The sequence below is a fragment of the Bradyrhizobium sp. MV1.5 genome (genome assembly GCF_055807615.1).
Window position 1 is genome coordinate 39610 of the sequence record NZ_JBVVPL010000007.1, and the last position, 25709, is coordinate 65318.

The 25709-nt window shown below is 63.9% G+C and carries 27 protein-coding genes; 6 read left to right on the forward strand and 21 right to left on the reverse strand.

Annotated features, from left to right (window positions below; all coding sequences use genetic code 11):
* Window positions 1-158: 158 nt before the first annotated feature.
* The 7 genes from AC0L2J_RS09095 to AC0L2J_RS09125 form a co-directional block, all read right to left on the reverse strand.
* A complete protein-coding gene (locus tag AC0L2J_RS09095; RefSeq protein ID WP_473388887.1) occupies window positions 159-1316 on the reverse strand; it encodes a helix-turn-helix transcriptional regulator in 1158 nt (385 codons plus the stop codon).
* A 323-nt stretch (window positions 1317-1639) separates the two neighbouring features.
* Entirely contained in the window at window positions 1640-2152 is a 513-nt protein-coding gene (locus tag AC0L2J_RS09100) for a hypothetical protein (RefSeq protein WP_007608964.1), read from the reverse strand.
* Window positions 2153-2244: 92 nt separating this feature from the next.
* Entirely contained in the window at window positions 2245-2691 is a 447-nt protein-coding gene (locus tag AC0L2J_RS09105; RefSeq protein ID WP_473388891.1) for a MaoC family dehydratase, read from the reverse strand.
* 384 nt (window positions 2692-3075) lie between these two features.
* The gene (locus AC0L2J_RS09110; protein ID WP_063992827.1) at window positions 3076-3498 is read right to left on the reverse strand and encodes a hypothetical protein; all 423 of its coding nucleotides are present in this window, start codon (window positions 3496-3498) and stop codon (window positions 3076-3078) included.
* Between the two features lie 12 nt (window positions 3499-3510).
* The gene (locus AC0L2J_RS09115; RefSeq protein WP_007592399.1) at window positions 3511-3732 is read right to left on the reverse strand and encodes a hypothetical protein; all 222 of its coding nucleotides are present in this window, start codon (window positions 3730-3732) and stop codon (window positions 3511-3513) included.
* A gap of 108 nt (window positions 3733-3840) precedes the next feature.
* Window positions 3841-4659: a lytic murein transglycosylase gene (locus AC0L2J_RS09120; RefSeq protein WP_063992828.1), complete on the reverse strand. Its 819-nt coding sequence runs from the start codon at window positions 4657-4659 to the stop codon at window positions 3841-3843.
* 39 nt (window positions 4660-4698) lie between these two features.
* A complete protein-coding gene (locus AC0L2J_RS09125) occupies window positions 4699-6552 on the reverse strand; it encodes a flavin-containing monooxygenase (RefSeq protein ID WP_473388899.1) in 1854 nt (617 codons plus the stop codon).
* Between the two features lie 176 nt (window positions 6553-6728).
* Between AC0L2J_RS09125 and AC0L2J_RS09130 the strand changes: the two genes are divergently transcribed.
* Window positions 6729-8354 carry a long-chain fatty acid--CoA ligase gene (locus tag AC0L2J_RS09130; protein WP_473388901.1) on the forward strand — a complete coding sequence of 542 codons (1626 nt, stop codon included), beginning with the start codon at window positions 6729-6731 and terminating at the stop codon, window positions 8352-8354.
* A 41-nt stretch (window positions 8355-8395) separates the two neighbouring features.
* Window positions 8396-9607, forward strand: a complete 1212-nt coding sequence (locus AC0L2J_RS09135; protein ID WP_473248404.1) for an acyl-CoA dehydrogenase family protein — start codon at window positions 8396-8398, stop codon at window positions 9605-9607.
* 21 nt (window positions 9608-9628) lie between these two features.
* Here AC0L2J_RS09135 and AC0L2J_RS09140 read toward each other — a convergent pair whose 3' ends face one another.
* The 5 genes from AC0L2J_RS09140 to AC0L2J_RS09160 all read right to left on the reverse strand — a co-directional run bounded on the left by AC0L2J_RS09140 (window position 9629) and on the right by AC0L2J_RS09160 (window position 14470).
* Window positions 9629-10495 carry an efflux RND transporter periplasmic adaptor subunit gene (locus AC0L2J_RS09140; RefSeq protein ID WP_007608943.1) on the reverse strand — a complete coding sequence of 289 codons (867 nt, stop codon included), beginning with the start codon at window positions 10493-10495 and terminating at the stop codon, window positions 9629-9631.
* Window positions 10492-10698, reverse strand: coding sequence for a DUF1656 domain-containing protein (locus AC0L2J_RS09145; RefSeq protein WP_007608941.1), 207 nt, complete (start codon window positions 10696-10698; stop codon window positions 10492-10494). The genes AC0L2J_RS09140 and AC0L2J_RS09145 overlap by 4 nt, the downstream gene beginning before the upstream one ends.
* Window positions 10695-12746: an FUSC family protein gene (locus AC0L2J_RS09150; RefSeq protein WP_473388907.1), complete on the reverse strand. Its 2052-nt coding sequence runs from the start codon at window positions 12744-12746 to the stop codon at window positions 10695-10697. Before AC0L2J_RS09150 ends, AC0L2J_RS09145 begins: the two co-directional genes overlap by 4 nt.
* Before the next feature lie 217 nt (window positions 12747-12963).
* Window positions 12964-13872 carry an amino acid ABC transporter substrate-binding protein gene (locus AC0L2J_RS09155; protein ID WP_007608938.1) on the reverse strand — a complete coding sequence of 303 codons (909 nt, stop codon included), beginning with the start codon at window positions 13870-13872 and terminating at the stop codon, window positions 12964-12966.
* A 178-nt stretch (window positions 13873-14050) separates the two neighbouring features.
* Window positions 14051-14470: a nuclear transport factor 2 family protein gene (locus tag AC0L2J_RS09160; protein WP_007608934.1), complete on the reverse strand. Its 420-nt coding sequence runs from the start codon at window positions 14468-14470 to the stop codon at window positions 14051-14053.
* Window positions 14471-14613: 143 nt separating this feature from the next.
* On the opposite strand from AC0L2J_RS09160, the gene AC0L2J_RS09165 reads away from it, so the two are divergent.
* Complete coding sequence (locus tag AC0L2J_RS09165) at window positions 14614-15855, forward strand: amidohydrolase family protein (RefSeq protein WP_007608929.1); 1242 nt, start codon at window positions 14614-14616, stop codon at window positions 15853-15855.
* Between the two features lie 212 nt (window positions 15856-16067).
* Window positions 16068-16379 carry a hypothetical protein gene (locus AC0L2J_RS09170; RefSeq protein ID WP_007608928.1) on the forward strand — a complete coding sequence of 104 codons (312 nt, stop codon included), beginning with the start codon at window positions 16068-16070 and terminating at the stop codon, window positions 16377-16379.
* Between the two features lie 12 nt (window positions 16380-16391).
* Here the strand turns inward: AC0L2J_RS09170 and AC0L2J_RS09175 are convergent, their stop codons facing one another.
* The 6 genes from AC0L2J_RS09175 to AC0L2J_RS09200 all read right to left on the reverse strand — a co-directional run bounded on the left by AC0L2J_RS09175 (window position 16392) and on the right by AC0L2J_RS09200 (window position 21299).
* The gene (locus AC0L2J_RS09175) at window positions 16392-17315 is read right to left on the reverse strand and encodes a DUF1932 domain-containing protein (protein ID WP_473388911.1); all 924 of its coding nucleotides are present in this window, start codon (window positions 17313-17315) and stop codon (window positions 16392-16394) included.
* On the reverse strand, window positions 17315-18184 hold the full coding sequence (locus AC0L2J_RS09180) for a substrate-binding domain-containing protein (protein ID WP_473388914.1): 870 nt from the start codon (window positions 18182-18184) through the stop codon (window positions 17315-17317). Before AC0L2J_RS09180 ends, AC0L2J_RS09175 begins: the two co-directional genes overlap by 1 nt.
* 12 nt (window positions 18185-18196) lie before the next feature.
* The gene (locus tag AC0L2J_RS09185; RefSeq protein WP_473388917.1) at window positions 18197-18889 is read right to left on the reverse strand and encodes a 4-carboxy-4-hydroxy-2-oxoadipate aldolase/oxaloacetate decarboxylase; all 693 of its coding nucleotides are present in this window, start codon (window positions 18887-18889) and stop codon (window positions 18197-18199) included.
* Window positions 18886-19599 (reverse strand): PIG-L deacetylase family protein, encoded by a 714-nt coding sequence (locus AC0L2J_RS09190; RefSeq protein ID WP_063992838.1) that lies wholly within the window; start codon window positions 19597-19599, stop codon window positions 18886-18888. The genes AC0L2J_RS09185 and AC0L2J_RS09190 overlap by 4 nt, the downstream gene beginning before the upstream one ends.
* Window positions 19600-19674: 75 nt before the next feature.
* Window positions 19675-20559 carry an amidohydrolase family protein gene (locus AC0L2J_RS09195; RefSeq protein ID WP_473388923.1) on the reverse strand — a complete coding sequence of 295 codons (885 nt, stop codon included), beginning with the start codon at window positions 20557-20559 and terminating at the stop codon, window positions 19675-19677.
* A 29-nt stretch (window positions 20560-20588) separates the two neighbouring features.
* Window positions 20589-21299, reverse strand: a complete 711-nt coding sequence (locus tag AC0L2J_RS09200) for a TetR/AcrR family transcriptional regulator (protein WP_473388927.1) — start codon at window positions 21297-21299, stop codon at window positions 20589-20591.
* A 111-nt stretch (window positions 21300-21410) separates the two neighbouring features.
* Here AC0L2J_RS09200 and AC0L2J_RS09205 point away from each other — a divergent pair, with 111 nt between their 5' ends.
* Complete coding sequence (locus AC0L2J_RS09205; RefSeq protein WP_473388932.1) at window positions 21411-22391, forward strand: tripartite tricarboxylate transporter substrate binding protein; 981 nt, start codon at window positions 21411-21413, stop codon at window positions 22389-22391.
* A 79-nt stretch (window positions 22392-22470) separates the two neighbouring features.
* Here the strand turns inward: AC0L2J_RS09205 and AC0L2J_RS09210 are convergent, their stop codons facing one another.
* Window positions 22471-23619, reverse strand: a complete 1149-nt coding sequence (locus tag AC0L2J_RS09210; protein WP_473388936.1) for a mechanosensitive ion channel family protein — start codon at window positions 23617-23619, stop codon at window positions 22471-22473.
* Between the two features lie 126 nt (window positions 23620-23745).
* Between AC0L2J_RS09210 and AC0L2J_RS09215 the strand changes: the two genes are divergently transcribed.
* Entirely contained in the window at window positions 23746-24996 is a 1251-nt protein-coding gene (locus tag AC0L2J_RS09215) for a DUF763 domain-containing protein (protein WP_473389032.1), read from the forward strand.
* Window positions 24997-25033: 37 nt separating this feature from the next.
* Here the strand turns inward: AC0L2J_RS09215 and AC0L2J_RS09220 are convergent, their stop codons facing one another.
* Window positions 25034-25276 carry a hypothetical protein gene (locus AC0L2J_RS09220; RefSeq protein WP_007608914.1) on the reverse strand — a complete coding sequence of 81 codons (243 nt, stop codon included), beginning with the start codon at window positions 25274-25276 and terminating at the stop codon, window positions 25034-25036.
* 34 nt (window positions 25277-25310) lie between these two features.
* Window positions 25311-25574, reverse strand: coding sequence for a hypothetical protein (locus tag AC0L2J_RS09225; RefSeq protein ID WP_007608913.1), 264 nt, complete (start codon window positions 25572-25574; stop codon window positions 25311-25313).
* Window positions 25575-25709: the final 135 nt, after the last annotated feature.

The window sequence follows — 25709 nt, forward strand, 5'->3', positions numbered from 1 at the left end:
GCGGCATCGCTTCGCGGCGCTTGCTGCTCTTCACTTTTCTGGAAGCGATATACGAAAGTATCAAATGACTCGCGTCCTGCATTCGGAGGACAGGGGAGCTCGGCTCATCACAATGGATTGAGATTGCGGCACATACCCGGCGAACCATGTGAAATGGATCACAAGGTATCGTCACCGTCGTTCGTTCGAGGCGCGAATGGAACGGCAAAGCCGGTGGCAATCTTGACCAGATCGGCCTGCCTGCCGGCGCCGGTCTTCTCGAACAGGCGGCCGAGATGCGTCTTCACGGTCGTTTCGGCGATGCCGAGCTTTGCCGCAATGTCGGGAACGCCGCCGATCTCGATAATGGCCATCAATACGCGCAGTTCTGACGGTGTCAGCCTGAAGGCCGCAGCGATCGCATCGGCTGCGAGCCATGTCGCCGCCGATGCCTTCTGCACGAACAGCACCGTGGCTGCAGCATCTCGCGATGGACTGCGATCGCGCTTCAAGGGAAAAGCGTGGAGCAGATAGTGCTGCCCATCAACTGATGTCGCAAGCTCGATCTGACGGCGGGCAGCGGAACGAGTTTCTCGGCCTGCATCGATTCCGCACAGGCCGCGGAATATTTTGTCGGTCTGGGTGTTGCGGGCCACGATCCGGTCTCCGACCATTGTGAGCAGGCTCCCATTGGCGAACAGCTCGCGGCATGCTGCGTTGGCGTGCACGACCCGGCCATCTGCGTCGAGCAGGCAGATCGCCGTGCTCAGCCCATCCAAGACATCGGCAAGGTCGTCAACGGTATGCGAGCGGGCCCTGATCTGCCGGCCCATGGCTCTGGAGCGCTGGAGGTGCGGAGCAAGCAGCCGCATGCGCTCACGCATCGGCTCGTCAACGAGTCCGTGCGACCTGTGGCGCAACACCTGCAGAATCGTGGTGCGCGTGGCCGACGTCTCGATCGCGACCGTTGCAAGGTCTATCGCTCCTTGCGGTTCCACCCACTCGCGATAGAAGCTCGTTGCCAGGAAATCCGCATGAGGCATGATGTCGGCTACGCCGATCGTCTGCCCCGCTGCGAGCGTGAGATGACGATCGAGCAGAGGGTCGAGCTCCACATATCGGTCGCGATAAAGCTGGCGGAAGCGGGATTCGGTGCCAAAATGCTCCTGGATCTCGATCGAAAGCCTGGCTCTGTCCCTGGACAGGATGGTCGCGGCACATCCGCCGACGAAATGCGAAACCCGTTCCAGCACCCCGCTGCGCAGCGCGGGATCGACCGCCGCGTCGTAGATCGCGCCGACGAGGGACGAGAACCGATTTGCGTGGAGGATTGTCATCGGCCGGCCGACGCAATCTGCGTATGGCTCGGGCGTGCGAGAAAGATCGCTATCCCTGGGGGACTGGCGAAGGAGACGGGCCGTTCAATGGCCGGCTTCGACGGGGAGAAAACGTTGCAACGAAATGCTGGAATATCGAACATCGTCCTTGCGTAACGTCAACCGCAGGATGCGGCTTGGACGTTTTCGCCAAAGACTAGGATAAAAGCGAACAGCGCGCGGACTGTGTGCGATGAGTCACGCGTGCGATCAGTCAGGCGTCGGTCGCGCTGCAGAACCCTGTCGCCACCGATCCCCTGGGCCTCGCATGCGGCTCCGGCAATTTACTTGCGATTCTCCTCGCAGAATTTCAGCGCCGCCAGCGCTTCACCGGCACGCGGCACCTGCATCTCGATGCTGTCGTCATCATCGTCCTCGAAATCGAGCGAGAGACGCTTGGCCTTGGACAGCCGGTCCATCATGGACTGATCGTATTCGAAGATGCCGCGAACGGTGGTCTTGTCCATGACCTCCCACTTGGCCTTCTTCATGATATCGGCGTCGTCGGTACCGACGTCAGCCCGGAGGATCTCGCCGACCTTGTCCCACTCCCAGCCGTCATAGATCATCACGATGACGATAGCTTTCTCGGAATAGGTGATGACGATGACGTAGTCCCGGTTCTCGTCTTGCTTGTCCTTGTAGCCGCGGCTCGCATTGCAATGTGCGTCCTGCGTGCGCTTCTCGATGGTCCAGTCGCCAACCTTGGATTGTTGCGCCTGCACCGGACTTGCGGTCAAAGCGACGGCGCCCAAGGCGCCGGCCAGCAACCCAGCGGCGAGGAGAAATCGTTTCATGTCAGCCTCCAGCGTGTTCCCCGGACCGAGATGACCACCTCTGCCGGTGACCCGCAAGGGCTTCGGCGACCGCGTAGGGCGCTGCCCCTGCCCTACTCCCGCCGCGGCACGATCGCGATCGGGGTGAAGGTGTAAACCTCCTCGCCGTTCTGGTTGAACATCGTCCATTTCACCAGCGCGATGCCCTGCGGCTTCGATTTCGACGGCGTCAGGCTCATGACCTCCCCGACCAGATGCAGGCGGTCATCGGGCCGTACCGGGATGGTCCAGCGCAGCCCGTCAACGCCGGCGCCGATCAGCGGATGCGGGCCGAAGGGGCGGGTCTGGATCGCAAGGCTCATCGCAATCGCGGCGGTGTGCCATCCCGAGGCAGCGAGACCCCTGAACAGGGTCTGCTTGGCGGCTTCGTGGTCGAGATGCATCGGCTGCGGATCGAACTCGGCCGCGAACGGCTTGATGTCGGCCTCGGTGACATGAACTTCGGGGGATTTGAACTGCATTCCAATGGTGAGATCGTCGAACCACTCGATCCGCGCCATGATTTCGCCTCGCAGTGTGATGCGCCGCCTCGCGGCTAACAGGATTGAGCAAGAGCGGGATGTAGCGGCTCCGCAGCGCACAAACCAGCCCGGGTTCCCCCACGAAACCCGTTTCCAGATGCGACGAAACACGCCTGAAACAGATCGTCGGTTATCTGGTTGTCAAAATCATACAGGGACGGCCACCATGCAATTCTTCCTCAACCTGATCTGGGATTATTCCTGCTGTCAGCACCTCGTCGCCCTGCCGCCGCAGGAGGACGAGCTATGATCGAGCTGATCTCGGCCTTGCTCGCGCTTTGCAGCGTCGGTGTTTTTGCAGCGCACGCGGTGGATGCCTATCGCACCACCCATTACTAATAGCCTTGCACTGACAGCCTTGCCCTAGAACGGCCGCCGGTAGAAATGTTCAGAATGCGTTGCGGGCGGAAACCTGTTGGCGAGCGCGAGAGCTCCCCTTTCGTCCGTTTCGAGCGCGATCTTCTGCGCGAGCATCACGTCGCCGGGAACGAGAAAGCCTGACGGGACGAAGCACCACCCCATCGTCGCATTTCCGGCCGCGTCGATCTCATGGACATTGGCGGCCGTGCCATAGTGGATGCGATAGGTCTTACCGGTATCACAGCCGACGACATCGAAATGCCGGTGCTGCTCGAACTGCGCGCGCTGCGCAGGCGACAGCCATTCGGCCAGAAGCCGGCGGCCGCGGGCATCCGGCGTGTTCTCGCCGAAGAAGCGCCGATAGAGTTCGCGTAGCGCATGCAGACGCGCACGCGCCGGCGCGCGGAGCCAGACTGCCGCGATCATGAGCAGCTCAGATCAACCGCCGACCAGGCGGGGATAGAACAGCGTTTCCTGCGCGGTCGGGTCAAACGATCGGATCCGGGTGACTTCGCCGGGTCCGGTTCGCAGCGCGGCGGTGAAGCCCGCTCCGGTGAGCTCCCGAAAGCGCCGTTCGGCCCGCGCCAGCGCTTCGGCATTGCCAGGATCAAACTCGTGGCGCGTGTCGCCAGTCTGGTCCATCACGATCTGGGTTGCCATGTTGAGTCTCCTCATGCCCAGCCCTGTTCGATCAAAGCAAACCTCGTGCCGTCGGTTCCAGTTGGCAACAACTTTCTCTTGCCGGCGCATCACGCCTTGCTGAGCTGCTCAACGCGAGGCGGCCGCTCCTCCGCCCTCGTCGATCTGCCGTCCCATCAGGGCGATCGCCTTCTGATAAACGCCGGCGGCATTCCAGGCTTCGATGGCGGCGAAATTCGGCTCGCCCGGCTGGTAACCGGCTCCTGCGCGCCAGCCATGGGCCTTGAGGAAATTCGCCGTCGAGTTCAGCGCATTGGCGGCAACTTCGAGATTGCCGGTGCCGTAGGCCAGGATGTTCTTGGGCATGAACTGGGTCTGGCCGACTTCGCCGTGCATCGAGCCGCGGGTTGCCCCCGACAGCGTGCCGCGATCGATCAGCTTCAGCGCCGCATAGAGCTGGTCGGTGAAGAATTCGGGACGGCGGCAGTCGTAGGCGAGCGTCGCAATCGAGGAGAGCATGTTCTGGTTGCCGCGCTGGCTGCCGAATCCGGTCTCCATGCCCCAGATCGCGATCAGCGGCCCCGGCGGAACGCCATAGCGCTGCTGGATCGAGGCGAACAAGGCGGCCTGCGACTGCTTGAGCTGGCGCCCCTTGGCGACGATGGTAGTGGCGCCGCGCTTGGCGAGGAATTGGTCGAGTGTCAGCGAGAAGCTGCGCTGGCCGCGGTCGGCCGCGATGGTGGCACTGGCGTAATTGGTCTGCATCAGCGCCCCGAGCGCGGTCTGGCCGACGCCTTTGCCCTGCGCTTCCGCACTGAACTCGCGCTTCCAGGCCTCGAAGCCGGCCGGCGAACTGCCGCATTGCGCGGCGTGGGCGGCGGGCGAGAGGCAGCCGAGCAGCGTCATCGCCCCGAAAACCGCCGCAGTTACAGTTCTGCCCCTGATCATGTCCAATGTCCTCTCTCTGGCGCGATCCAATGCCCGAGCTTACCCGGACGAAGGCGCCGACTCCATGGCGTGATCATACGACAGTTCCAGTCCGTCCAAATTGCCCTCCTTGCGCCACTTGTCGAGCAGCCGCAGGAATGCCACCGGCCCGCGCCAATACTGGCTGTTTCTCGCCGCGATCGGATCGAACACGCCTTCATTGTTGTAATAGCCGGGCGTGCATTCGGCGAGATAGGTCTGGCGTCCGAGCGCGGCTTTGACCACCTCCTCGACCCAGGCGTCTTCGGCCGCTAGCGTCGGCTCGAGGGTTCGCGCCTTGCGCTTGCGCACTTCGGCGATCACGTAGGCGATGTGCTGCGACTGCTCGTCAATGATGTGCGGGAAGTTGGCGCTCTGGCCGGCCTGCACCATGACGATCAGGAAGCAGTTCGGGAAGCCGCGGCTGTAGAAGCCGTGCATCGTCTTGACGCCGTCGCGCCAGCGCTCGGACAGGCTCACGCCGTCACGGCCGTAGACCTCGAAGCCCATGCGGCGGGCGTAGTCGGTGCCGACCTCGAAACCGCTGGCATAGATCAGGCAGTCGAGTTCGTAGGCGTGGCCGTCGACCACGACCGCGTTCTCGGTGATGCGATCGACGCCCTGTCCCCTGGTGTCGACGAGATGCACGTTGGGGCGATTGAAGGTGTCGAGATATTCGTCGTGGAAACACGGCCGCTTGCAGAAGGCCTTGTACCAGGGTTTCAACGCCGAAGCCGTCGCCTCGTCCTTGACGATCGCATCGACGCGCGCCCGGATCTCTTCCATCTTGCGATAATCGGCCTGCTCGATGACCTTCAGCGCCTCCTCGATCGAGGTCACCGGCTGGGGCTGGCGGCGCGGCGCCAGCAGGATCTCACCGAGCAGGCCGGTCCAGCCGTCCTGCACCAGATCCTGTTCGAATGGCTCGCCCGAGATCACCGCCGTGAAATTGTCCATGCGCTCGCGCTGCCAGCCAGGCCTGAGCCCCTGCGCCCAGCTCTGATCCGTCGGGCGGTCGTCGCGCACGCCGATCGCCGACGGCGTACGCTGGAAGACGTAGAGCTCCTTGGCCGAGCGGCCGAGATGCGGCACGCATTGCACGGCCGTGGCGCCGGTGCCGATGATCCCGACGCGTTTGTCGCCAAGACCGGTCAGACCACCTTCGGCCGTCCCTCCGGTGTAGGCGTAATCCCAGCGGCTGGTGTGGAAGCTGTGTCCCTTGAAGTTTTTGATACCGGGAATGCCCGGCAGCTTCGGACGGCTCAGTGGGCCTCCAGCAAGGATGACGAAGCGCGCGCGGATGCAATCACCGCGATCGGTCTCGACCAGCCAACGTGCCTCGTACTCCTGCCATTCCATGCGCGTGATGACGGTCTGAAACAGCGCGCGCTCGTAGAGATCGAAGTGACGGCCGATGCGGCGCGAATGTTCGTAGATCTCGGGGGCTCGCGCATATTTGCGCACCGGCATGTAGCCGGTCTCTTCCAGTAACGGCAGGTAGATGTAGCTCTCGGTATCGCAGGCCGCACCAGGGTAGCGATTCCAGTACCAGGTGCCGCCGAAATCAGCGGCCTTTTCCACGACCCGGAAATCATCGATGCCAGCCGCGCGCAGTCGCGCGCCACACAGAAGGCCGCCGAAGCCGCCGCCGACGATCAGCACCTCGATCTGTTCGCTGACGGCCTCGCGCGCAAATCCGGAATTGGCCCAGGGATCGTCGAGATAGCGCCCGAACTCGCCGGTCACCTCGACATATTGCGCCTTGCCCTCGGTGCGCAGGCGACGATCGCGCTCATCGCGATAGCGCGCACGGAGTGCGTCAATGTCGATTGTAGATTCGCCGGCTGCACCGGTCTTGTGTCTTTCCGCTGACATCGATTTCCTCCCCGGCGGACACTGCTTCGCCGGCAGCTCGCATCACTTAGCCCTGAAAAAGTGACGCATGCAATCGCGTCTCTCGCTTTTTGCGTGAACGTCGCGCGGCGTTCCGCTAACCTCAAGCGCACATCAAAGCGTACGTCATGCAACGACATGGCGGTCCGGAGGAAACGATGCAGGGATTGATGATGGACATGCCGCTCCTGATCAGCGGCCTGATCCAGTATGCCGCCGACTATCACGGCGAGGCCGAGGTCGTCGCCCGCGAGATCGAGGGCGACATCCATCGCTACACCTATGCGGACGCCCATCCGCGCATCAAGCGCATGGCATTGGCGCTCAAGAGGCTCGGCATGATGCCCGGCGACCGCGTCGGCACGCTGGCCTGGAATACGCACCGGCATTTCGAGATGTTCTATGCCGCGCCGGGCATGGGCTATGTGCTGCACACCGTCAACCCGCGGCTATTCCCCGAGCAGCTCGTCTACATCGTCAATCACGCCGAGGACCGGCTGCTGTTCATCGACCGCGCCACGCTGCCAATCGTCGAGGCCATCGCGCCGCAGCTCAAATCGATCGAAGCTTATGTCGTGATGTGCTCGCGCGAGCGCATGCCGGAGACCAGGCTTGCCAACGTCCATTGCTACGAGGATCTGCTGGACAACGAGAACGACGCCGGATTTGCCTGGCCGGAGTTCGACGAAAAGTCGGCGTCCACCATCTGCTACACCTCGGGCACGACGGGTAACCCGAAGGGCGTGATCTATTCGCACCGCGCCGCGATCCTGCAGACCATGGTCTCCTGCAATTTCGACTTCCTGCCCGGGCACCTGGAAGGCGTGCGCGAGGTGATGATGCCGATGGCGCCGCTGTTCCACGGCAACGGCTGGAACATGCCGTTCACCGCGCCTTATACCGGTTCGAAACTGGTGCTGCCCGGCCGCAATTACGAGCCCGACAAGCTCTACGAGCTGCTCGAAGGCGAGAAGGTGACGCTGTCGGCGGGCGTGCCGAGCTTCTGGCTGATCCTGCTCGACTGGCTCGGACGCACCGGCAACAGGTTCTCGACCCTTCGTGCAACATTGTCATCAGGCTCGGCGCCGCCCCGCGCGATGGTCGAGAAGCTCAAGCGCGAGTATGACGTCGACTACATCCAGGCCTGGGGCATGACCGAGGCCCTGGGCTGCTCGATGCCGGGCTTGCGGCCGGGCTCCGAGCATCTCGACGACAAGGAGAAGTTCGACCGCCGCCAGGTGTCCGGCCGCGCCTGTTTCGGTACCGCCTTGCGCATCGTCGACGACGGCGGCAACGAGCTGCCGCGCGACGGCAAGAGCGTCGGTCATCTGCGCGCGCGGGGACCGTGGGTTGCATCCGGCTACATGAAGCTCGACGAAGGCCTGGACCGCGACGGCTGGCTTATCACCGGCGACATGGCCGTGATCGACCCCCAGGGCCACGTCACGCTGACCGACCGCTCCAAGGACGTGATCAAGTCCGGCGGCGAATGGATCTCCTCGATCCAGCTCGAGGACGTCGCCTTGTCCCACCCCGATGTGCTGCAAGCCGCCGTGGTCGCGATCAACCATGAGAAATGGCAGGAGCGGCCTCTGCTCCTCGTCGTCCGCAAGAAAGGCGCGACGGTCGACGGCAAGACGCTGCTCGACCACATGCGTCCGAAGATCGCGAGTTGGTGGATGCCCGACGCCGTCGAGTTCATGGACGAATTCCCGATGACCGGCACCGGCAAGGTGCTCAAATCGGCGCTGCGCGAGAAATTCAGAGAGTATCGCGTCGCGTGAGCCGATCGCGCCCGGCCTGTCCATCGATCAAGGAGACAAAGATGCTCTACCCGATGTCGCCCAAAGTCGTCGAGCTCAAGCGCAAGCTCGAAAGTTTCATGGACCGGCACATCTATCCGAATGAGGAGCGCTTTTATCGCGAGGCGGAGGAGCTGGGGCCCTGGAAGGTCTATCCTGTCGTCGAGGAGCTGAAGCCGCTGGCGCGCGCTGAGGGCCTCTGGAACCTGTTCCTGCCGGACTCCGGCCACGGAGCAGGCCTGACCAATCTCGAATATGCGCCGCTCTGCGAGGTCATGGGCCGCTCGCATCTCGCCCCCGAGGTCTTCAACTGTTCGGCGCCGGACACCGGCAACATGGAGGTTCTGGAGCGCTATGGCACGGAGAAGGACAAGGAGCGCTGGCTGAAGCCGCTGCTCGCAGGCGAAATCCGCTCCTGCTTCGCCATGACCGAGCCTGCCGTCGCCTCGTCCGATGCGACCAACATCGAAAGCTCGATCGTCCGCGACGGCGACCATTACGTCATCAACGGCCGCAAATGGTACACCACCAACGCGACTGACCCACGCTGCAAGATCTGCATCTTCATGGGCAAGACCGATCCTGACAATGCGGACCGCCACAAGCAGCAATCCATGATCCTGGTGCCGATGGACACAGCGGGCGTCGAGGTCAAGCGTGCCCTGCCCGTGTTCGGCTTCTACGGCGTGCCCGATCGCGCCTCCGAGGTCGTCTTCACCAATGTACGCGTGCCCAAGGAGAACATGCTGCTCGGCGAGGGCCGCGGCTTCGAGATCGCGCAAGGGCGCCTCGGCCCCGGCCGTATCCACCACTGCATGCGGCTGATCGGGCTCTCCGAGCGCACGCTGGAGAAGATGTGCCGGAGGGTGCGCAGTCGCGTCGCCTTCGGCAAGCCGGTCTCCGAGCAGACGGTGACGCAGGAACGCATCGCGGAATCCCGCATCATGATCGAGCAGGCCCGGCTGCTGACGCTCAACGCAGCCTACGCGATGGACACCGTCGGCAACAAGGTGGCGAAAGCCGAGATCGCGATGATCAAGGTCGCCGTGCCCAACATGGCCTGCCAAATCATCGACTGGGCGATCCAGGCCCACGGCGGCGGCGGCACGTCGAACGACTTTGGATTGACGCAGGCCTACGCCACCGCGCGTTTGCTGCGTCTCGCCGACGGCCCGGATGAGGTCCACAGGAACCAGATCGCACGGTTCGAGCTGAAGAAATATTCGAACGCTTGAAGCGAGTGATGGCAGTCGCGCCTAGTTCAACACCTCAACCGTCGCCGAACGCCCGGCCACCAGCGACATCCCGTCAGGCACATGATCCAGCGCGATGCGCACCGGGACGCGCTGGGCGAGGCGCACCCAGCTGAAGGTCGGGTTGACGTTGGCAAGCAGGCTGGCCCCCTCGGCACGGTCGCGATCCTCGATGCCGGCCGCGATGCTCTCGACATGACCCAGCAGCGTCACCTTCTCGCCCATCAGTCGGACCTGCACCTTGTCGCCGATACGAATGCGCGCGAGTTTCGTCTCCTCGAAATAGCCTTCGACATGCAACGTGTCGGTGTCGACCAGCGCCATCACGCCCTTCCCGGCCGTGACGTAAGCACCGGGACGCAGATTCATGTTCGTAATCACGCCGTTCACGGAGGCATGCACCTCGCTGCGATCGAGGTTGAGCTGGGCGACCGCGCGGTCGGCAACGGCCTGGTCGAAGGCAGCCTTGGCCTGGAGCTGGGTCGCCAGGACCTGCTCCTGCTTCTGCTGCGACACGGCATCCGTCGTGAGCGCGCTGTAGCGCTTCAAATCGGCATTGGCCTGATCGAGCGTGGCCTGATGACCTGCCACGGACGCATCGGCCTGCCGCAGCGCCAGCGCAAATCGCTCGCGATCGATCTTGAACAGGACGTCACCGCGATGGACCTTCTGATTGTCCTTGACCAGCACCTCGGTGACGAAGCCGGACACGTCGGGCGCGACCTGCACCACGTCGGCGCGCACCCGGCCGTCGCGGGTCCATGGCTGCTCCATGTAATAGACCCAGAGCTCGCGGCCGACGGCGAGCGCGGCGACAACGGCAAGGAGCGTCAACGCGAGGCGCCCGAGCCAGGCAAGATTCCCTTTCATGCAAGGTACTCCGAGAGATAGACGACGACGCCGAGAATGCAGACGTAGATCGCGAAATCGAACAGCGCGCGGTGCCAAACTAGCCGGTAGAGATCAAAGCGCTGCATGAAACGGCGCAGCAGAGCACTCAGCCCGTAGGCGATGATGATCCACAACAGCAGCGCTGGCACGAGCACACCATAGATATCGATCACGTATCTCATGCTGCAACACTCTCGCCTGCCCGCGGCCGATAGGCCGGCGCATCCGGAAACAGGCCGCGCCTTATGCCGACGAGGCCGACCAGAGCGTCCTCGCGCGCCTTCTCATTGGGATCCTTCACCGCACGGGCCAGTGCCCGATCGACGCTTGCCAGAAGTTCGGCCGGCATTCCATCGCCCGCATATTTGCGGCAGGCGATGGCGAGCTCGTCGAGCATGTCGTCGATGACGGCAATGGTGGATGCCGCGAGCGCATAGCGGGCACGGCGCAGATCGATGATGTTGATTCCGATACGGAGCTGGACGAGGCTGTCGGTATCGCGCCGGTCGCTCTCGGAGAGGAAGGCGATGCGCTGTACGAGCAATCCGAGCCGGTGCAGCATGAGGCCTGCAAATACGGCGCGATCGCCCCTTCCGCGCCGCTCGGCGGCAACGGTGAGCGTCTTCCAGTTCGACAGCACCAAGCGATTGGCAATCCACTCCGCCCCCACCCCACGCGCGATCCGCGTCACCAACTCGGCGATGGCGACGCCGACGAAGAAGGCAACGGCGGAATTGGCGTATGACGCAAAGTCCGCGCTGTAGGTCGATTGCAGCGCCAGCAGCGTCGCCGTGTTGGCCGCGAGCGCCATGCCGGTTCCGGTCGTTGCGGGCCGTGCGATCAGGAAGCCATAGAAGAGGAACGTTGGCGCGAGCGCGGCGACCAAAACCTCGAGATGCGAGATTGCGGGCACCAGCGCAAAAAGGTAGATCGCCACGACGACAATGGCGACCAGGGACCACAGGCCAAAACTGCGGATGAAGCGCGCGGGCTCGTCCTGCGCGGCGAAGAACGAACAGGCGACGGCCGCCATCATCGGCGCCGACGCGCCGTCCGGCCAGCCGGTACCGATCCAGAACGCGCAGCAGATCAGGATGGCCGCCGCCGCGCCGGCAGCCGACCACAGGGCAAGGCCGCGATCCCTATGGCGCACCGGCGCGGCACCTGCTTCGGATTGGAAATCCAGATCGAGCGTCGAGACGTTCCGGCTCTCGGCGATTGCTTCCGTCAGGGCGCGGCAATCGCGCGAGAGGTCGACCAGATCGCGCAGCCGCGACAACAGGCTGGTGACGATGATCCGCTCCCAGGAGGCGCTGTCGTCGAGGACCGCCTGCTGCCGTGCGATCATGGCGCGAATCCGCTCGGCCGGCTGCCGTGCGTTGGCGTCGCTGGTGATCCATTCCGCGAGATTTTCCAGGAGCCGCCTCAGCTCGGGTTGCCGCCACAACGCCTCCTCGCCCAGCGCAGCGAGCCGGTCCTCAAGCGAAGCGATCACCGGCAAGAGCATCAGCATGCGCAGCCGGATTTCACCCAGTCCGACGACGGCATTGCGGTCGGTCAACCGGTCATAAGCAAGATGGGTGGAGAGCGTGTCGATTTCGACGATGTCGGTCGCAAGCTTGATGCGCTTGGCGCGGCGGGTCTCGTTCGTCCCGTGGCGCAACAGGACGACTTGACTTAGGCGCTGCGCGTCCGCCACCCAATTCTCGATGCGATTGGCAACAGCCGGCGCGACGCTGCGTGGAAAGACGATGGTCGAAACCAGGCTGGCGCAGATGATGCCGAGCGAAATTTCCTCCAGCCTCGCCACCGCGGTTTCGAAAATGGCGCCCGGCTCGGATACCGAGGGAAAGCCGATCAGCGCCACCGTGTATCCGGCCAGCATGAAGACGTAGCTGCGCGGGGTGCCGTCGAGCAGCGAGAGATAAAGACAGAGCCCGACCCAGAGCGCGATGGCGAGGCACAGCAGCTCGGGTGCATCGATCAGGTTTGGAACCAGCGCCACCGTCGTGACGGCGCCGACCAGTGTGCCCATCACGCGGAAGAACGCCTTCGAGCTGGTCGCGCCCGCCAGCGGCTGCGAGGTGATGTAGACGGTTGCCATCGCCCAATATGGCCGTGGCAGATCCATCGCCAGCGCGATGACGAGCGCCAGGATCGACGCGGCGAACGTCTTCAAAGCGAAAATAAGGTCCGCGTGGCGGACCAGGAACGGTTCATTTGCGCGCATGGCTATTTCGCTTCGGCGTCGGTCTTGGCGGCTTGCCCACCGTTCTATGCGCTGGAGAGTCGCGAAGGTGACCGCAAGTTCCTCGGGGCGATATCATGCAGCAGGCTGGCCCGGCCCCCAGGCCGGCCCCGCGGCGAGGCGGGGGTTCCCGACGGCCTACTGACATCTCGGCGGACCGCTTGCGCGCAACACGCTTCCGGCGGCGACAGCCCTCGCCTCAGTTCACCACGTAGACATCCGGGTCGAAGCTTGAGCTCGGCTTCTTGAAGGCGTTGCGCAAGGCGCCCGACATCGGGACGTTGTAGTTGAGGCCGTTCGGCGGCGTCGGCGATTCCAGCCACTTCTTGTAGAGGACCTCGATCTCCTGGCTCGCGTACAGCTCCGCGGTCGCGCGATCGGCGAGCGCCTTGAACGGCGCGTCTTCCCGCCGCAGCATGATCCCGTAAGGCTCCGGCTTCGAGAACGTCTCCTCGCTGATCATGAAGAGCTGCGGCTCCTTCGAGCGCGCGATCGCGACCGCGAGCTGCACGTCGTCGAGCGCGTAGGCCTGGGCGCGATCGGTTTCCAGCAGCAGGAAGGCTTCGGCCTGGTCCTTGGCCGGCATCACGTTGATGCCGAGATTGCGCTCGGTGTTGACCTTGGCGAGCTGCGTCAGGTTGACCGAGCCGGCCACCGCCGTCACCGCCTTGCCCTTGAGATCATCGATGGTGTTGATTTTTGCGGCTTTCTTGGCCGCAAATCGCGTTGCGCTAAGGAAGTGCGTGTTGGTGAAGGCGACCTGCTTCTGGCGATCGGCATTGTTGGTGGTCGCCGAGCAATGCAGGTCGAGCGTCCCGTTGACCATCAGCGGAATCCGGTTCGACGACGTCACGGCGAGGGTATCGACGGCGATGTCGGGCATGCCGAGCTGCTTCTTCACGGCATCCACGATCCTGAGACAGATATCCATGGCAAAGCCGACCGGCTTCTGGTTGCCGTCGAGATAGCTGAATGGGACCGAGGCCTCCTGATAGCCCAGCGTGATCTTCTTGGTCTCTTTGACCTTCTGAAGCGTGCCCGACAGGTCTTCGGCGGAGGCGGCAGTTGCAAGACATGTGAGAGCCAGGACAACAGTGGGTAAACGCATCGGGAACTCCTCGAGGAGGCTCACGCCTCCATGCCGGGCGCAGCAATCGCACCGTTGATAGCGCAGGCGCGCCGCAGCCGCCAGACGAGCTTGCGTCTATCAGCTATCGCGGCTTGCGATACGGTGACCAGCCGTTTGTCTCCGTGAAGTCAGGGCGGCTCAAGCGCTAGTATGGCTGTTACGCGTCGATGCCGCGCTGGACCAGGATGCGCTCGGCGCTGTCGTTCCAGACGTCCATCTTGGTGATCTGGCCGTTCCGTACGACGAAGCGGTCGACGTAGCGGTTGCCCTCGAATGGGGTCCCATCCATCCATTCGCCGTAGAGCGTGCCCACACTATAGACCACGGTCTCGCCGTCGCCGGGGCAGACGTCGAACCGGTCCATCTTCTTCTTGACCCAGCGGTAGCGCTTGGCGTTGAACCCGGTCGGGCCACGCGGATGATCGAACTCGCGCCCGCCGGTAAAGGTGATCACCGTGCCGGGCGCCATATAGGCCGCCGCGGTGTCCGGATCGGGGATCATCGACGCCGTGAGATAGGCTTCCACGATCTCGGCATCGGACGACGGACCGGCTTCGGCTTTTGCGGTAGCGGACATGGCTCATTCTCCCGGGTTTGCGGAATACTAACGCCGCGCTCGGGGAATACGTGCATATATTTTGAACATTTCCGTCGCTACACTGCCGACAATCTGGAGCCGCCAAACGCGGCCGACCGCACTAAATTCCTTCCGCAAGAGCCATGACCACGCAACCCGCCTTTGACCTCATCTTTCGCAACGCCTTGCTGCGTGGTGCCGCCGACCCAATGGACATCGGCGTCACGCGCGGCCGGATCACCGCCATCGAACCGACGCTCGCCTGCGAGGCCGTCGAGGTCGATGTCGGCGGGCGCCTCGCCCTGCCCGGCTTCGTGGACAGCCACATCCATCTGGACAAGGCCTGCCTGCTCGGCCGCTGCGGGCATGATCACGGCAGCGTCTCGGAAGCGATCCGCGCCGTCTCCGGGATGAAGAAGGACTTTACGGTAGAGGACGTATATGAACGCGGCGCCCGGGTGCTCGAACGTGCCATCGTCCACGGCACCACGCGCATGCGAACCCACGTCGAGATCGATCCGCGCATCGGCTTGCGCGGCTTCGAGGCGGTGAAGGCGCTGAAGCGTGACTATGCCTGGGCGATCGACCTGTCGCTCTGCGTCTTTCCGCAGGAAGGCCTCACCAACGATCCCGGCAGCGAGGAGCTTCTGATCCAGGCGCTGCGCGACGGCGGCGAGGTGATCGGCGGCTGTCCCTACACGGACACCGACCCGAACGCCCATCTCGCACGCATCTTCGACCTCGCCGAGGCGTTCGACGTGGACGTCGATCTCCATCTCGATTTCGATCTCGATCCCTCCTGGTGGCACCTCGACGAGGTCTGCCGGCAGACCGAGCGGCGCAACTACGGGGGGCGCGTGGCAATCGGCCATGCGACGAAACTCTCCGCACTGCCACCGGAGCGGCTGAGGGCCGCCACCGCGCAACTCGTGAAGGCCGGCGTTGCCGTCACCGTGCTGCCGGCGACCGATCTCTATCTGATGGGGCGCGAGGCGACCCACAACGCGCCACGCGGGTTGACGCTCGCCCACAAGCTCGCCGGCGAAGGCGTGGTGTGCTCGGTCGCGACCAACAACGTGCTCAATCCCTTCACGCCGTTCGGCGACGCCTCACTGCTGCGAATGGCGAATTTCTACGCCAACGTGGCGCATGCCTCGGTCAACGACTTCGATACCTGCCTTGATCTCGTGACCGAGCTGCCGGCGCGGCTGATGAACCTCGGGGATTACGGCATCAAGGTCGGAAACCCTGCCGATCTCGTCGTGCTCGATACGCAAGACAGCCGCTTCGCGATCGCCGAGCTGCCGGATATCGTGATGGGCTTCAAGCGGGGTCGGCAGACTTTTGCACGGCAACGGCCCACTCTATTTGGCCCCGGCTCCTGATCGCTCTCAATGCATATCTGCATTGAAGGGCGGCTGATTTCCGAGCAGCTTCCGTTCGATGTTACCGCTCATCGTTCCGCAATTCCGAATCCGGTAGATTCCCGGATAGTAGATTCTTGCTGATTCTCGATAGCTGCGCGCATTGCAAGTCCCGCGGTGCCGGTCATAGTAGGACCGGCACTGATGTCTGCATTCAACGGGGAAGCATCGACATGTTCAGCGCATTCAGCGACATCGACTACCAATCCAAGCGAGCGAGAACGCCCAGCGAGGCTGCCGTGAAGCGGCTCGACGGCATCGGGCACGTCCTGTCGGAGCTCGATCTGGCGGGCGTCGGGACACAGGATGACCTGACGCGCATGCTCCTGACGCTCGATACCGCCGACAAATGTATTCGATCGATCCGCGCAGAATTCCGGACCGAAGTCGCGAACGATCGGCTGGCCCGCAAGGCCGAAGACCTGATGGCGTTGATCGAACGCGCCCGCGACGAGCTCACCGGCTGTCGCACGGCAAAGTCCTGAGCAGGAGCCGCCCTATTTCTCGCGATTGATCTTCGCCAGGATTCGGTCGGCCTCGGTGCGCCAGTCGGCGCTGCGGGCGAATTCCTCGGTGCCCTTCATTCCAAACAGGCCCTCGTCGGCGAGGTCCGCCACCCAGGCTTGCTGCTCGGCAGTGCCCTGCGCGGACCACGGCGCCAGCCCCGCTTCGCGCACGGTCCCGGCGACCTCGCGTACTTCCTCGGCGCGGCGGCGGCCATGCTCGATCACGCGCTGGAAGCAATAAGCGCCCTGCTTCTCCCAATCGATCGTGGGAAAGGTTTCCGCCAATGAAGCCAGCACCGCATCCTCGACTCCATAGGCGCGCGCGGTGGTAAAGCTTTCGATGACCATGGCCTCCAGGCCCTTGATCATGACGCTGCGGCACATCTTCACCGCCGAGGAAACCCCGAGCTTGTCGCTCGCAACCTTTGCCGCAAAACCGATCGTGTTCAAAAGCAGCTCCAGCTCCCTGGCACCGGGACCACCGAGCAGCAGCGGCACCTTGATGCGATAAGGCGGCACCGACGTCATAACCGCGCCCTCGACATAGCGTCCGGCGGCGCCATCGATCAGCGCGGCGGCGCGCTGCTTGGCGCCGGGAGACGCCGAATTGAAATCCAGGAACCAGGTGCCCTGATTGATCGCGGCCGCGCAGGCCTTTGCCACCGGCACGGCCTGGCTCGCGGTGACCGCGGAGATGATGAAATCGGATTTGGCGGTGAGCTCGGCGTGCGAGGCTGCGAGCCAGACACCGAATTTTTCAGCATGCTCCTGCAGCGAACCGCCCTGCTCGCCTCCGAGCTTGATGTCATAGGCAGAGACCTTGATGTCCTGCTGGCGCAGATCCTCGGCCAGGATCCTGCCGACCTCGCCGTAACCGACCAGTCCGATCTGCCATCGTCTTGGATCACCCGCCATCAGTTCAATCCTCGCGTCGTCTCGTCGAACAGCTCCTCTACCGCGTAACGGCGCGGGATCAGCGCCTGCTGGAACGCATAGTCCACGATCAGCTCCAGCGACTTCCTGTTGGCTTCGATTCCGAACGGAACAAGGTCCGGCATTGCCGCAGGTCCCGCCTGCACCTTGCTCCGCTTGAGGAGATCATAAATGCCCGAAACCACGTCAGGACGCGATTTCGCCAGCTGCTCGGGCACGACCACGAGATGATTGACCGGCACGACGCCGCGACGCGCGTACCATTTGGCGGCTTCTGCGGCCGGATCGGGGAACAGCGTCTGCAGCTTGGGATCATCGGAGGCCTCGCCGAGGACGGCATCGAGCTCGCCGTCGATCAGCATCTGCAAGATCTTCTTGCCCTTCGGCGCGCGCTCGGTGGAGTCGACATATTCGGCGACGTGCGGATCCTCGAAGGTGACCCAGCGTATCTTGTCGAGATTGACGCCGTAGTCGTTGGCGAGAATGCCCCTGATCCAGGCGCCGGTCGTCGTCGTGAACGAGCGAATGCCGACCCGCTTGCCTGCGAGATCGGACGGCCCAAGCGTTCCCCGTTCCGGATTGTGGAGTGCATAGGAATGCTGGAAACGGCCGAGCATGGTGGCAGGTAGCAGCACCAGCGGCTTGCCATGCGCCTTCGCCATCAGATAGGTGACGATCGCCATCTCGCAGACGTCGAAGGCCTGCTCGCGCACCATCGGCTTGAACGCCGTATTGGTCGGCGTGTACTCGATGAAATCGAGATCGAACAGGTCGGAGCGGAGCTCGCCGCTCTTGACCGCCTGGACATGGGGGTGACTGCCGAGCACGGCCTTCAGCTTGAGACGATCCATCGGCCCACTCCGCTAATTGCTTTGGACATCCTCGGGATTGTCGACATAGACGAGCCCGGCCTTCGCCAGGGCCTCGCGCATGCTGTACATGTCGAGGCCCAGCTCGCCCGAAGCCAGCCGCGTGCGCTTGCCGCCTTCGTCCACGTTGCGCTTCTTCGCCTTCGCGGCGACCTCGGCCGCGTAGCGCTTCGACACCACCACGACGCCGTCGTCATCGGCCACGATGATGTCGCCAGGATCGACGTTGACGCCGGCGCAGACCACGGGGACATTGACCGAGCCGAGCGTCGCCTTCACTGTCCCCTTGGCCGAGACCGCGCGCGACCACACCGGAAACTTCATCTCGTGCAGTGCCCTGACGTCGCGGCAGCCGGCATCGATGATCAGCCCCTGCACGCCGCGCGCCTGCAACGAGGTTGCGAGCAGCTCACCGAACATGCCATCGGTGTTGTCGGTGGTACAGCCGACGACGAGGATGTCGCCCTTCCTGCACTGCTCGACCGCGACATGGATCATCCAGTTGTCGCCGGGCTGCGCCAGTACGGTGACGGCGGGGCCGGCGATCGCCGCGCCGGCCCAGACCGGCCGCAGATACGGCTTCATCAGGCCGAGTCGACCATAGGCCTCGTGCACGGTCGAGACGCCGTACTCCGCCATGGCGGCGGGATCGGCTCGCTCAATGTTGCGAACGACGACCGGCTTCATGCCAGCTCCTCCGCTACCGTCGGGAACAGGCGCTGATAGGCCTCGCCATACGTCATGGGAACGCCGGTGTTACGGCTGCCCTGGATGCCGCGGTTGAGCGCGACACGCTCGTAATAACCCCACAGATGCTTCTGCGCGGCGAGGATCTGGAATGCCTCATACTTCTCCTTCCAGACCTCGTCGATCTTGAGGAGCAGGTCCGGCTTGTAATTGCACTGCTCCGGCTGGTGCGGCTCGAACAGAAACACTGGCGGCGCCGAATATTTGTACTGCGCCCCGGGCTTGTGGCCCATGGCCTGCGCGACCACGCGGGTTTCCTGCGCGAAATGCGCCGCGTTCGGATGATCGAAATTATAGGGGTCCTCCAGCGCATGCGTCAGCACGAAGCTCGGATTGAGCTCGCGGTAGATGTCGACCATGCGGTCGAAATGCGCCTCCGTCAGCTTCAGCGGATAGTCGCCGCAGTCGAAGAACTCGATCTCCGCGCCGAGCAGCTTTGCTGCGCGCTCCGCCTCATCCTTGCGGCCGGCCTTGACTGACTCCAGCGTCGCACCCTTCTCCTTCCAGGCGAACTGGCTCTCGCCGCGCTCGCCGTAGGACAAGCAGACGATCTTCATGCGATAGCCCTTCTTCGCATGCAGCGCGATGGCGCCGCCGGCGCGCCAGACGAAATCGCCGGGATGGGCGGTGACCACGAGACCTGTTTTCATGGGACAAACTCCCCTTTTCTGTTCGTCAACGTCATAAGTTCATCAAGCCGCGCGGCTTGTCGATCGCAAGCGCCGTCATTGGTCGAATTCGAACAGGCGCGCTGGATTATCGACGAGGATCTTCTGCTGATACTCCGGCTCCGGCGCGAACAGCGGGATCAGGTCGACGAGATCGCCGTCGTTCGGCATCGTCTTGACGTTGGGATGTGGCCAATCGGTGCCCCAGATGACCCGGTCGGGCGCGGACTCGACGATCTTTCGCGCAAACGGCACCGCGTCGGTGAACGGCGGACCGGCCGACGACACCCGCTCCGAGCCGCAGATCTTGACCCAGCATTTCTCGTCGCGCTGCATCAGCTCGATCAGGATCTTGAACGGAAGCTGATCGAGCCCTTCGGACGCCTTCACCCGTCCCATATGGTCGATGGTGTAGCTCAGCGGCAGCCTGGTCAGCGTGTCGGCATATTCGGGCAGATCGATCGCGTCGAAATGCAGGTCGATATGCCAGTCGAGCGGCGCGACCATCGCGACGATGCGTTCGAACACCCGCTTGTCGGGAACGCCGCCGAGATGGCGAACGAAATTGAAGCGGCAGCCGCGGAAGCCGCCCTCGTGCAGTATGCGAATCCCGCGCTCCGTGATGGAGCCGTCGATATTGGCGACCGCGCGATAGGCCCCGTTGCTCTGCGCGATGGCATCGAGCGCCACCGTGTTGTCGGTGCCGTGAACACTGGCATTGACGATGACGGCACGTTCGACCCCGAGCTTGGCATGCAGCGTGCGGAAATCGGCGAGCGGCGCATCCGGCGGCGTATAGGAGCGGTCCGGCGCGTAGGGGTATTTCGCGCCGGGCCCGAAGATGTGGCAATGCGCGTCGCAAGACAGCTTCGGCAGCTTGAACTTCGGCCTGCGCGTGTTCGGATCGGGCGGCGGAATGGTCGGCGTGTACATGGTTGCCATCAGATAAACCGCCGAACGAGACCGAGTGTTCAAGTCTTGCTGCTGACGACCGGTCGTCGTCGTGCCGGCGCAGCCTGATCGGGTGCCGGCGCCTGGAACGCGGCGACGGTGGCCTGCACCAATTGCTCGATGGCGCTTGCGGCATCGCTACCGTCGGCCTCGCCGCGCGACAGGCGCGAGACGCGATCCGGCGTCACCAGCGAATAATAGAGTGCGCCAAGCAGGAAGTGGCTGCGCCAGACGATCTCGGTGCGCGGAACGTGCGGCAGGCTTTCGTGAACAGCATCGATGAAGGCGTGGCTGGTGTCGTCAAAAGTCTGCGCGATGATCTTTCGCGCGACCTCATTGCCCTCCGCGGACATCACCGCGCGCAACCGCGTGAACCGCGCCCCGCCCCCGGCAAGATCACTGCCCGAGGTGAAGGCCGGCACGACATAGGCCCGCACCACCGCTTCGAGCCGGTCCTGGAGATCGCGCACGCGCTTGGCGGCGGCGAGCAACTCTGACCGGCGCAAATTCATCGGCCCGCAATGGCGCCGGTAGATCTCCAGCAGCAGACCGTCCTTGGTCTTGAAATGATAGGTGATGCTGCCGGGATTGGCGCCGGCGGCCTGTGCGATATCGCGCACCGACACGGCGTTGAAGCCGTTGGTGGCGAACAGCTCCTCGGCCGCGGCGAGGATCGCCTCGCGCATGTTCGGCTTGCGAGCCGTTTCCTTGCTGGCGGGGTTGCGCATCATGTGATTTGTACTATCGTACAAAAGATCAGGTCTCGTCAACAAAAACCACGGGCGGCGTCCGGACGGCTCGAAAGACCGACGGCACGCAACGCTCGCAAGGAGTGCTGGAAAATGCTGGATTTCAACAAAAAGATCGGCAGCTTGATGCTGGGTGCCGGTCTTCTGCTGGGAGGCGGCGCCGCGCAGGCCGCCGACAGCTATCCGAGCAAGCCGGTTCACATCCTGGTGCCCTATGCTGCCGGTGGCGCGGTCGACGTGCTCGCGCGCACGCTCGGACAGGCGTTGGCAAAGACCTGGGGCCAGCAGCCGGTGATCGACAACCGCCCCGGCGCCGGCGGCATCGTCGCCTCACAGGCACTGACGCAAGCCGCCCCCGACGGCTACACGCTGATCCTGGTCGCCAGCGGTCATCCGCTCAACCAGTTCATTTATCCGAGCGTGCCCTACAACACCTTCAGGGACTTTACCGCGATCACCGAAGTCGCCTCCTCGCCGCTCGCGATCGTCGTCGCCAAGGACAGCCCCTACAAGACGCTCGGCGATCTCCTCGCTGCGGCGAAGAAGGACCCTGACAAGCTTTCCTACGGCATGTCCGGCAACGGCACCTCGGCGCATCTCGCCGGTGAGCTGTTGAAATACCTGTCCGGCACCAAGATCGTCGCGATCCCCTACAAGGGCGGCGCGCCCGCGCTGACCGCCGTGATCGCGGGCGACATCCCGCTCAGCATCAATCCACTTGCGGAAGCCATCAGCCAGATCGAAGGCGGCCCGGTGCGCGCGCTCGCGGTGACCTCGGCCGAACGCTCGAAGGCGCTGCCGAATGTTCCGACTGTCGCCGAGTCCGGCGTGCCAGGTTACGATGTTTCGGTCTGGTGGGGCGTCCTTGGCCCGGCGAAAATGCCGCCGGAGACCGTGGCGAAGCTCGAAACCGATCTGAAGGCGGCGCTGCAGGACCCGAACGTACTGTCGACACTCAGCAAGATCGGCGCAGCCCCGGTCGGCTCTTCGTCCAGGGAATTCGACGCCTACATTCATGCCGAGGCAACCAAATGGGAGCCGGTGCTGAGGGCCGCCGACATCCGCGCGCAGTGAGGCTGTTCACACGAGGACCGGCGACACGATCCGACAGCAGTCCGGCTGCGCGATGCGACCAAGGCGACCGCCGAGTAGATCAATTGCGTGCGCTCGCCCGCATCTTTTCCGGCGGCGCGGGACGCCGCACGAAATTGGCGTCATCGTCGCCTCCTCCCGACGGAATCAGGATCGCGCGCTCGCGCGGCAGCGCTTCCGGCATCTCGTCGCGGATGAAGGCGATGAGCTTCTCCCTCATCTCGCAGCGCAGGTCCCAGGACTGCGGCGCATTCCTGGCGCTGACGAGGGCGCGGAGCTCGATGGTGCGCGAATCCGCATCGACTACCTGGAGATTGACCACCTCGCCGTCCCAGAGCTTGGACTCCTTCACTGCTTCTTCCAGCCAACGCCGGATCCGCGGCACGTCGGCGCGATAATCGACATGGAACGCAATCACGCCGATCAGGGACGCGGTGTCGCGGGTCCAGTTCTGGAATGGCTTTTCGATAAAATAGGACAGCGGCACCACCATGCGGCGCCAGTCCCACAGCCGGATCACTACATAGGTTGAGGCGATGTCCTCGACCCAGCCCCACTCGTTCTCGATGATGACCGCGTCCTCGATGCGGATCGGCTGGGTGATCGCGATCTGCATGCCCGCGATCAGATTGCTCAGCAGCGGCCGGGCGGCAAGACCAACGATGATACCCGCGGCACCGGCGGAGGCGAACAGGCTGACGCCATATTGCCTGACCGAGTCGAACGTCATCAGCGCGGTCGACACCGTGATGATGACAATGATGATATCGGTGACGCGCTTGAAGACGCGGACCTGGGTGACGTGCTTGCGCGCGACGAAATTCTCGGTGACGTCGCGAAAGTTCAGGAGATACCGTGCCGCGCTCATATCCACGATCCGGATCGAGATCCAGCCGATCAGCGCGATGAAGGCGACGACGAACAGGCGCGTCAGCGGCGTGCGGAAGGCGTCGTCCAGCGGCGCGAGCGGCAGCACCAATGCCACGGCAGCAAGACAGAGGGCCAGCTGAGCGGGGCCCGCCGTGCGCTCGATGAACACGCGCATGAGCGGGAGGCGGGTTCCGAAAGCGCGGTTGAACAGCCAAACCGAGAGGCGATAGATCGACAGGGCCATCAGAATCGCGCCAGCGACCAGACAGAGGCCGACGAACCACGACGGTATCCACCCGAACGTCCTGTCGATGTCGGCCAAAAGGGTCTGCCGATTCATTAAAGTCCCCGCATTTGCGTCGCGCTTGCCGTTCAACGCATTGCAGCGTGGTTCGCTCCCCCGCTCGGTGCAATGCAGCATCCCTCTGGTGCAATCATCGCCGAACTGCGCTATGTCTGGTCAACCATGACTCGACGGACCGGCAGCGCCGATCTTCCCCTTCACACCGGCCGGGTTCCACCCTGGCTGGCGACCCGCATGTCTTCGCTGGGCGCGATCATCACGCAGGCGATCGTCCATCACTACGGGCGCGATGCATTCCTCCAGCGGCTCTCGCACCCATTCTGGTTCCAGTCATTCGGTGCTGTGATGGGGATGGACTGGCACTCCTCCGGCATCACGACCTCCGTGATAGGCGCGCTGAAGCGGGGTCTAGGCCCGCTCCAGGACGAGCTCGGAATCTACGTCTGCGGCGGGCGTGGCCAGCACTCGCGCAAGACCCCCGACGAGCTGATGCAGCTCGGCGACCGCGTCGGCTTCGATGGCGCAAAGCTCACGCGTGCGAGTCGCCTCGTGGCGAAGGTGGATAGCGCCGCGGTCCAGGACGGCTTTGACCTTTACCTCCACGGCTTCTTCGTCACCGCCGACGCCAAATGGACCGTGGTGCAGCAGGGCATGAACGGCGACAAGCGACAGGCCCGCCGCTATCACTGGCATTCCGAGGCGCTGAAGAGTTTTGTCGATACGCCGCACAGCGCAATCGACGGACCGCTGCAAGGCGAGATCGTCAATCTCACCGACCATCGCGCCGAGATCTCGCGCGCCGCGCAGCTCGAGCTTCTGAGCGATCTTGGCCCGGATCGCATCCTTTCCGAATTCGAGCGGCTCACCGGGACTGCGCCAGAGCCCGCGCAGGGGATACTGCCGCACCTGATCATGCCCGCGCATCACGATGTCCGGCCAAAGGACGTGTTCGCGCGCCGCCTGCACGGCACACTCGCGGCCGCGGCCGAGCGCGGCCCGGTCGACTTTCCGGAGCTGCTGCTGACGCCCGGTGTCGGCGCGCGCACCGTGCGTTCGCTGGCGATGGTCGCCGAAGTGGTGCACGGCGCGCCCTACCGCTTCAATGATCCCGCCCGCTTCTCGCTCGCCCATGGCGGCAAGGACCGGCATCCCTACCCTGTTCCAATCAAGGTCTATGACGAAACCATTCGCGTGCTGAAGGGCGCGATCCAGAACGCAAAGCTCGGGCGCGAGGAAGAGATGCAGGCGATCAAGCGCCTCGACGACCAGGCGCGGCGGCTGGAGCGCACCGCGCGTGGGCCGTCAGTGGAAGAGTTCATCTCCGGAGAGCGTGCCGCCTCGCCCGATCTCGACGGCCGTTCCGTGTTCGGCTGGGAACGCGATCTGGCATCGACAAAAAAGCGGACCGGCTGAAGACCGGTCCGCGAGTTCAGCGGGAGGAACGCCGCTCTCAGGTCTCGTCGGTGCCCGACTCCTCGTCGAGCCGGTTGGCCGAGTGATCCTGATATTGATCCGTCTGGATCGACTTGCCGTCCATGCCGCGAATGTCGGAATGCTGCTTCTTGTCGCGGTTTGACAGCACCATGTTGTCGCCGATCTTCTCCTTTGGCACGTCCGTCATGGCACCCGTGCCGTCGCCCTTGCCGTGCATGCCCGATCTGAAATGCGTCTTGCTGCCATGACCACCTGGCATCGGTCTCTCCTCTTGCTTTGATCGCCCGTGCAACTCAGTGCTTCTGTTGTGCCGGCGTCGGTTTCGGGGGCTTGTGTCCGCTTTGGCCGGAATCGTTGTGCTTGTTGTGGTCGCTTTCCTGGTTGAGGCCGCCTCGGCTCACCGGGAATTCACTCTGTCGTGCCTCAGGTCTCGCTCGGTGAACGGCGGTGTCCTCCGGATTGTGGCCGAGGGCCCGCTCAAGCTCTCGCGCGTCTGGAACATCCGGCTTGCGCTCGAGGATGCGAACTTGTTGCTCGTGAGTCTTCTTGCCTTGCATGCTCGTCCTCCGGAGCTATCGGTCTCGTCGGGGGGGGGCCCCCCCCCCCCCCGGCGGGGGGGGGGCCGCCCCCCCGGGGGGGGGGGGTTGGGAAAAACCGAAGGGGGGTGTTGCGCCCCCCCCCGGCAACAGGGG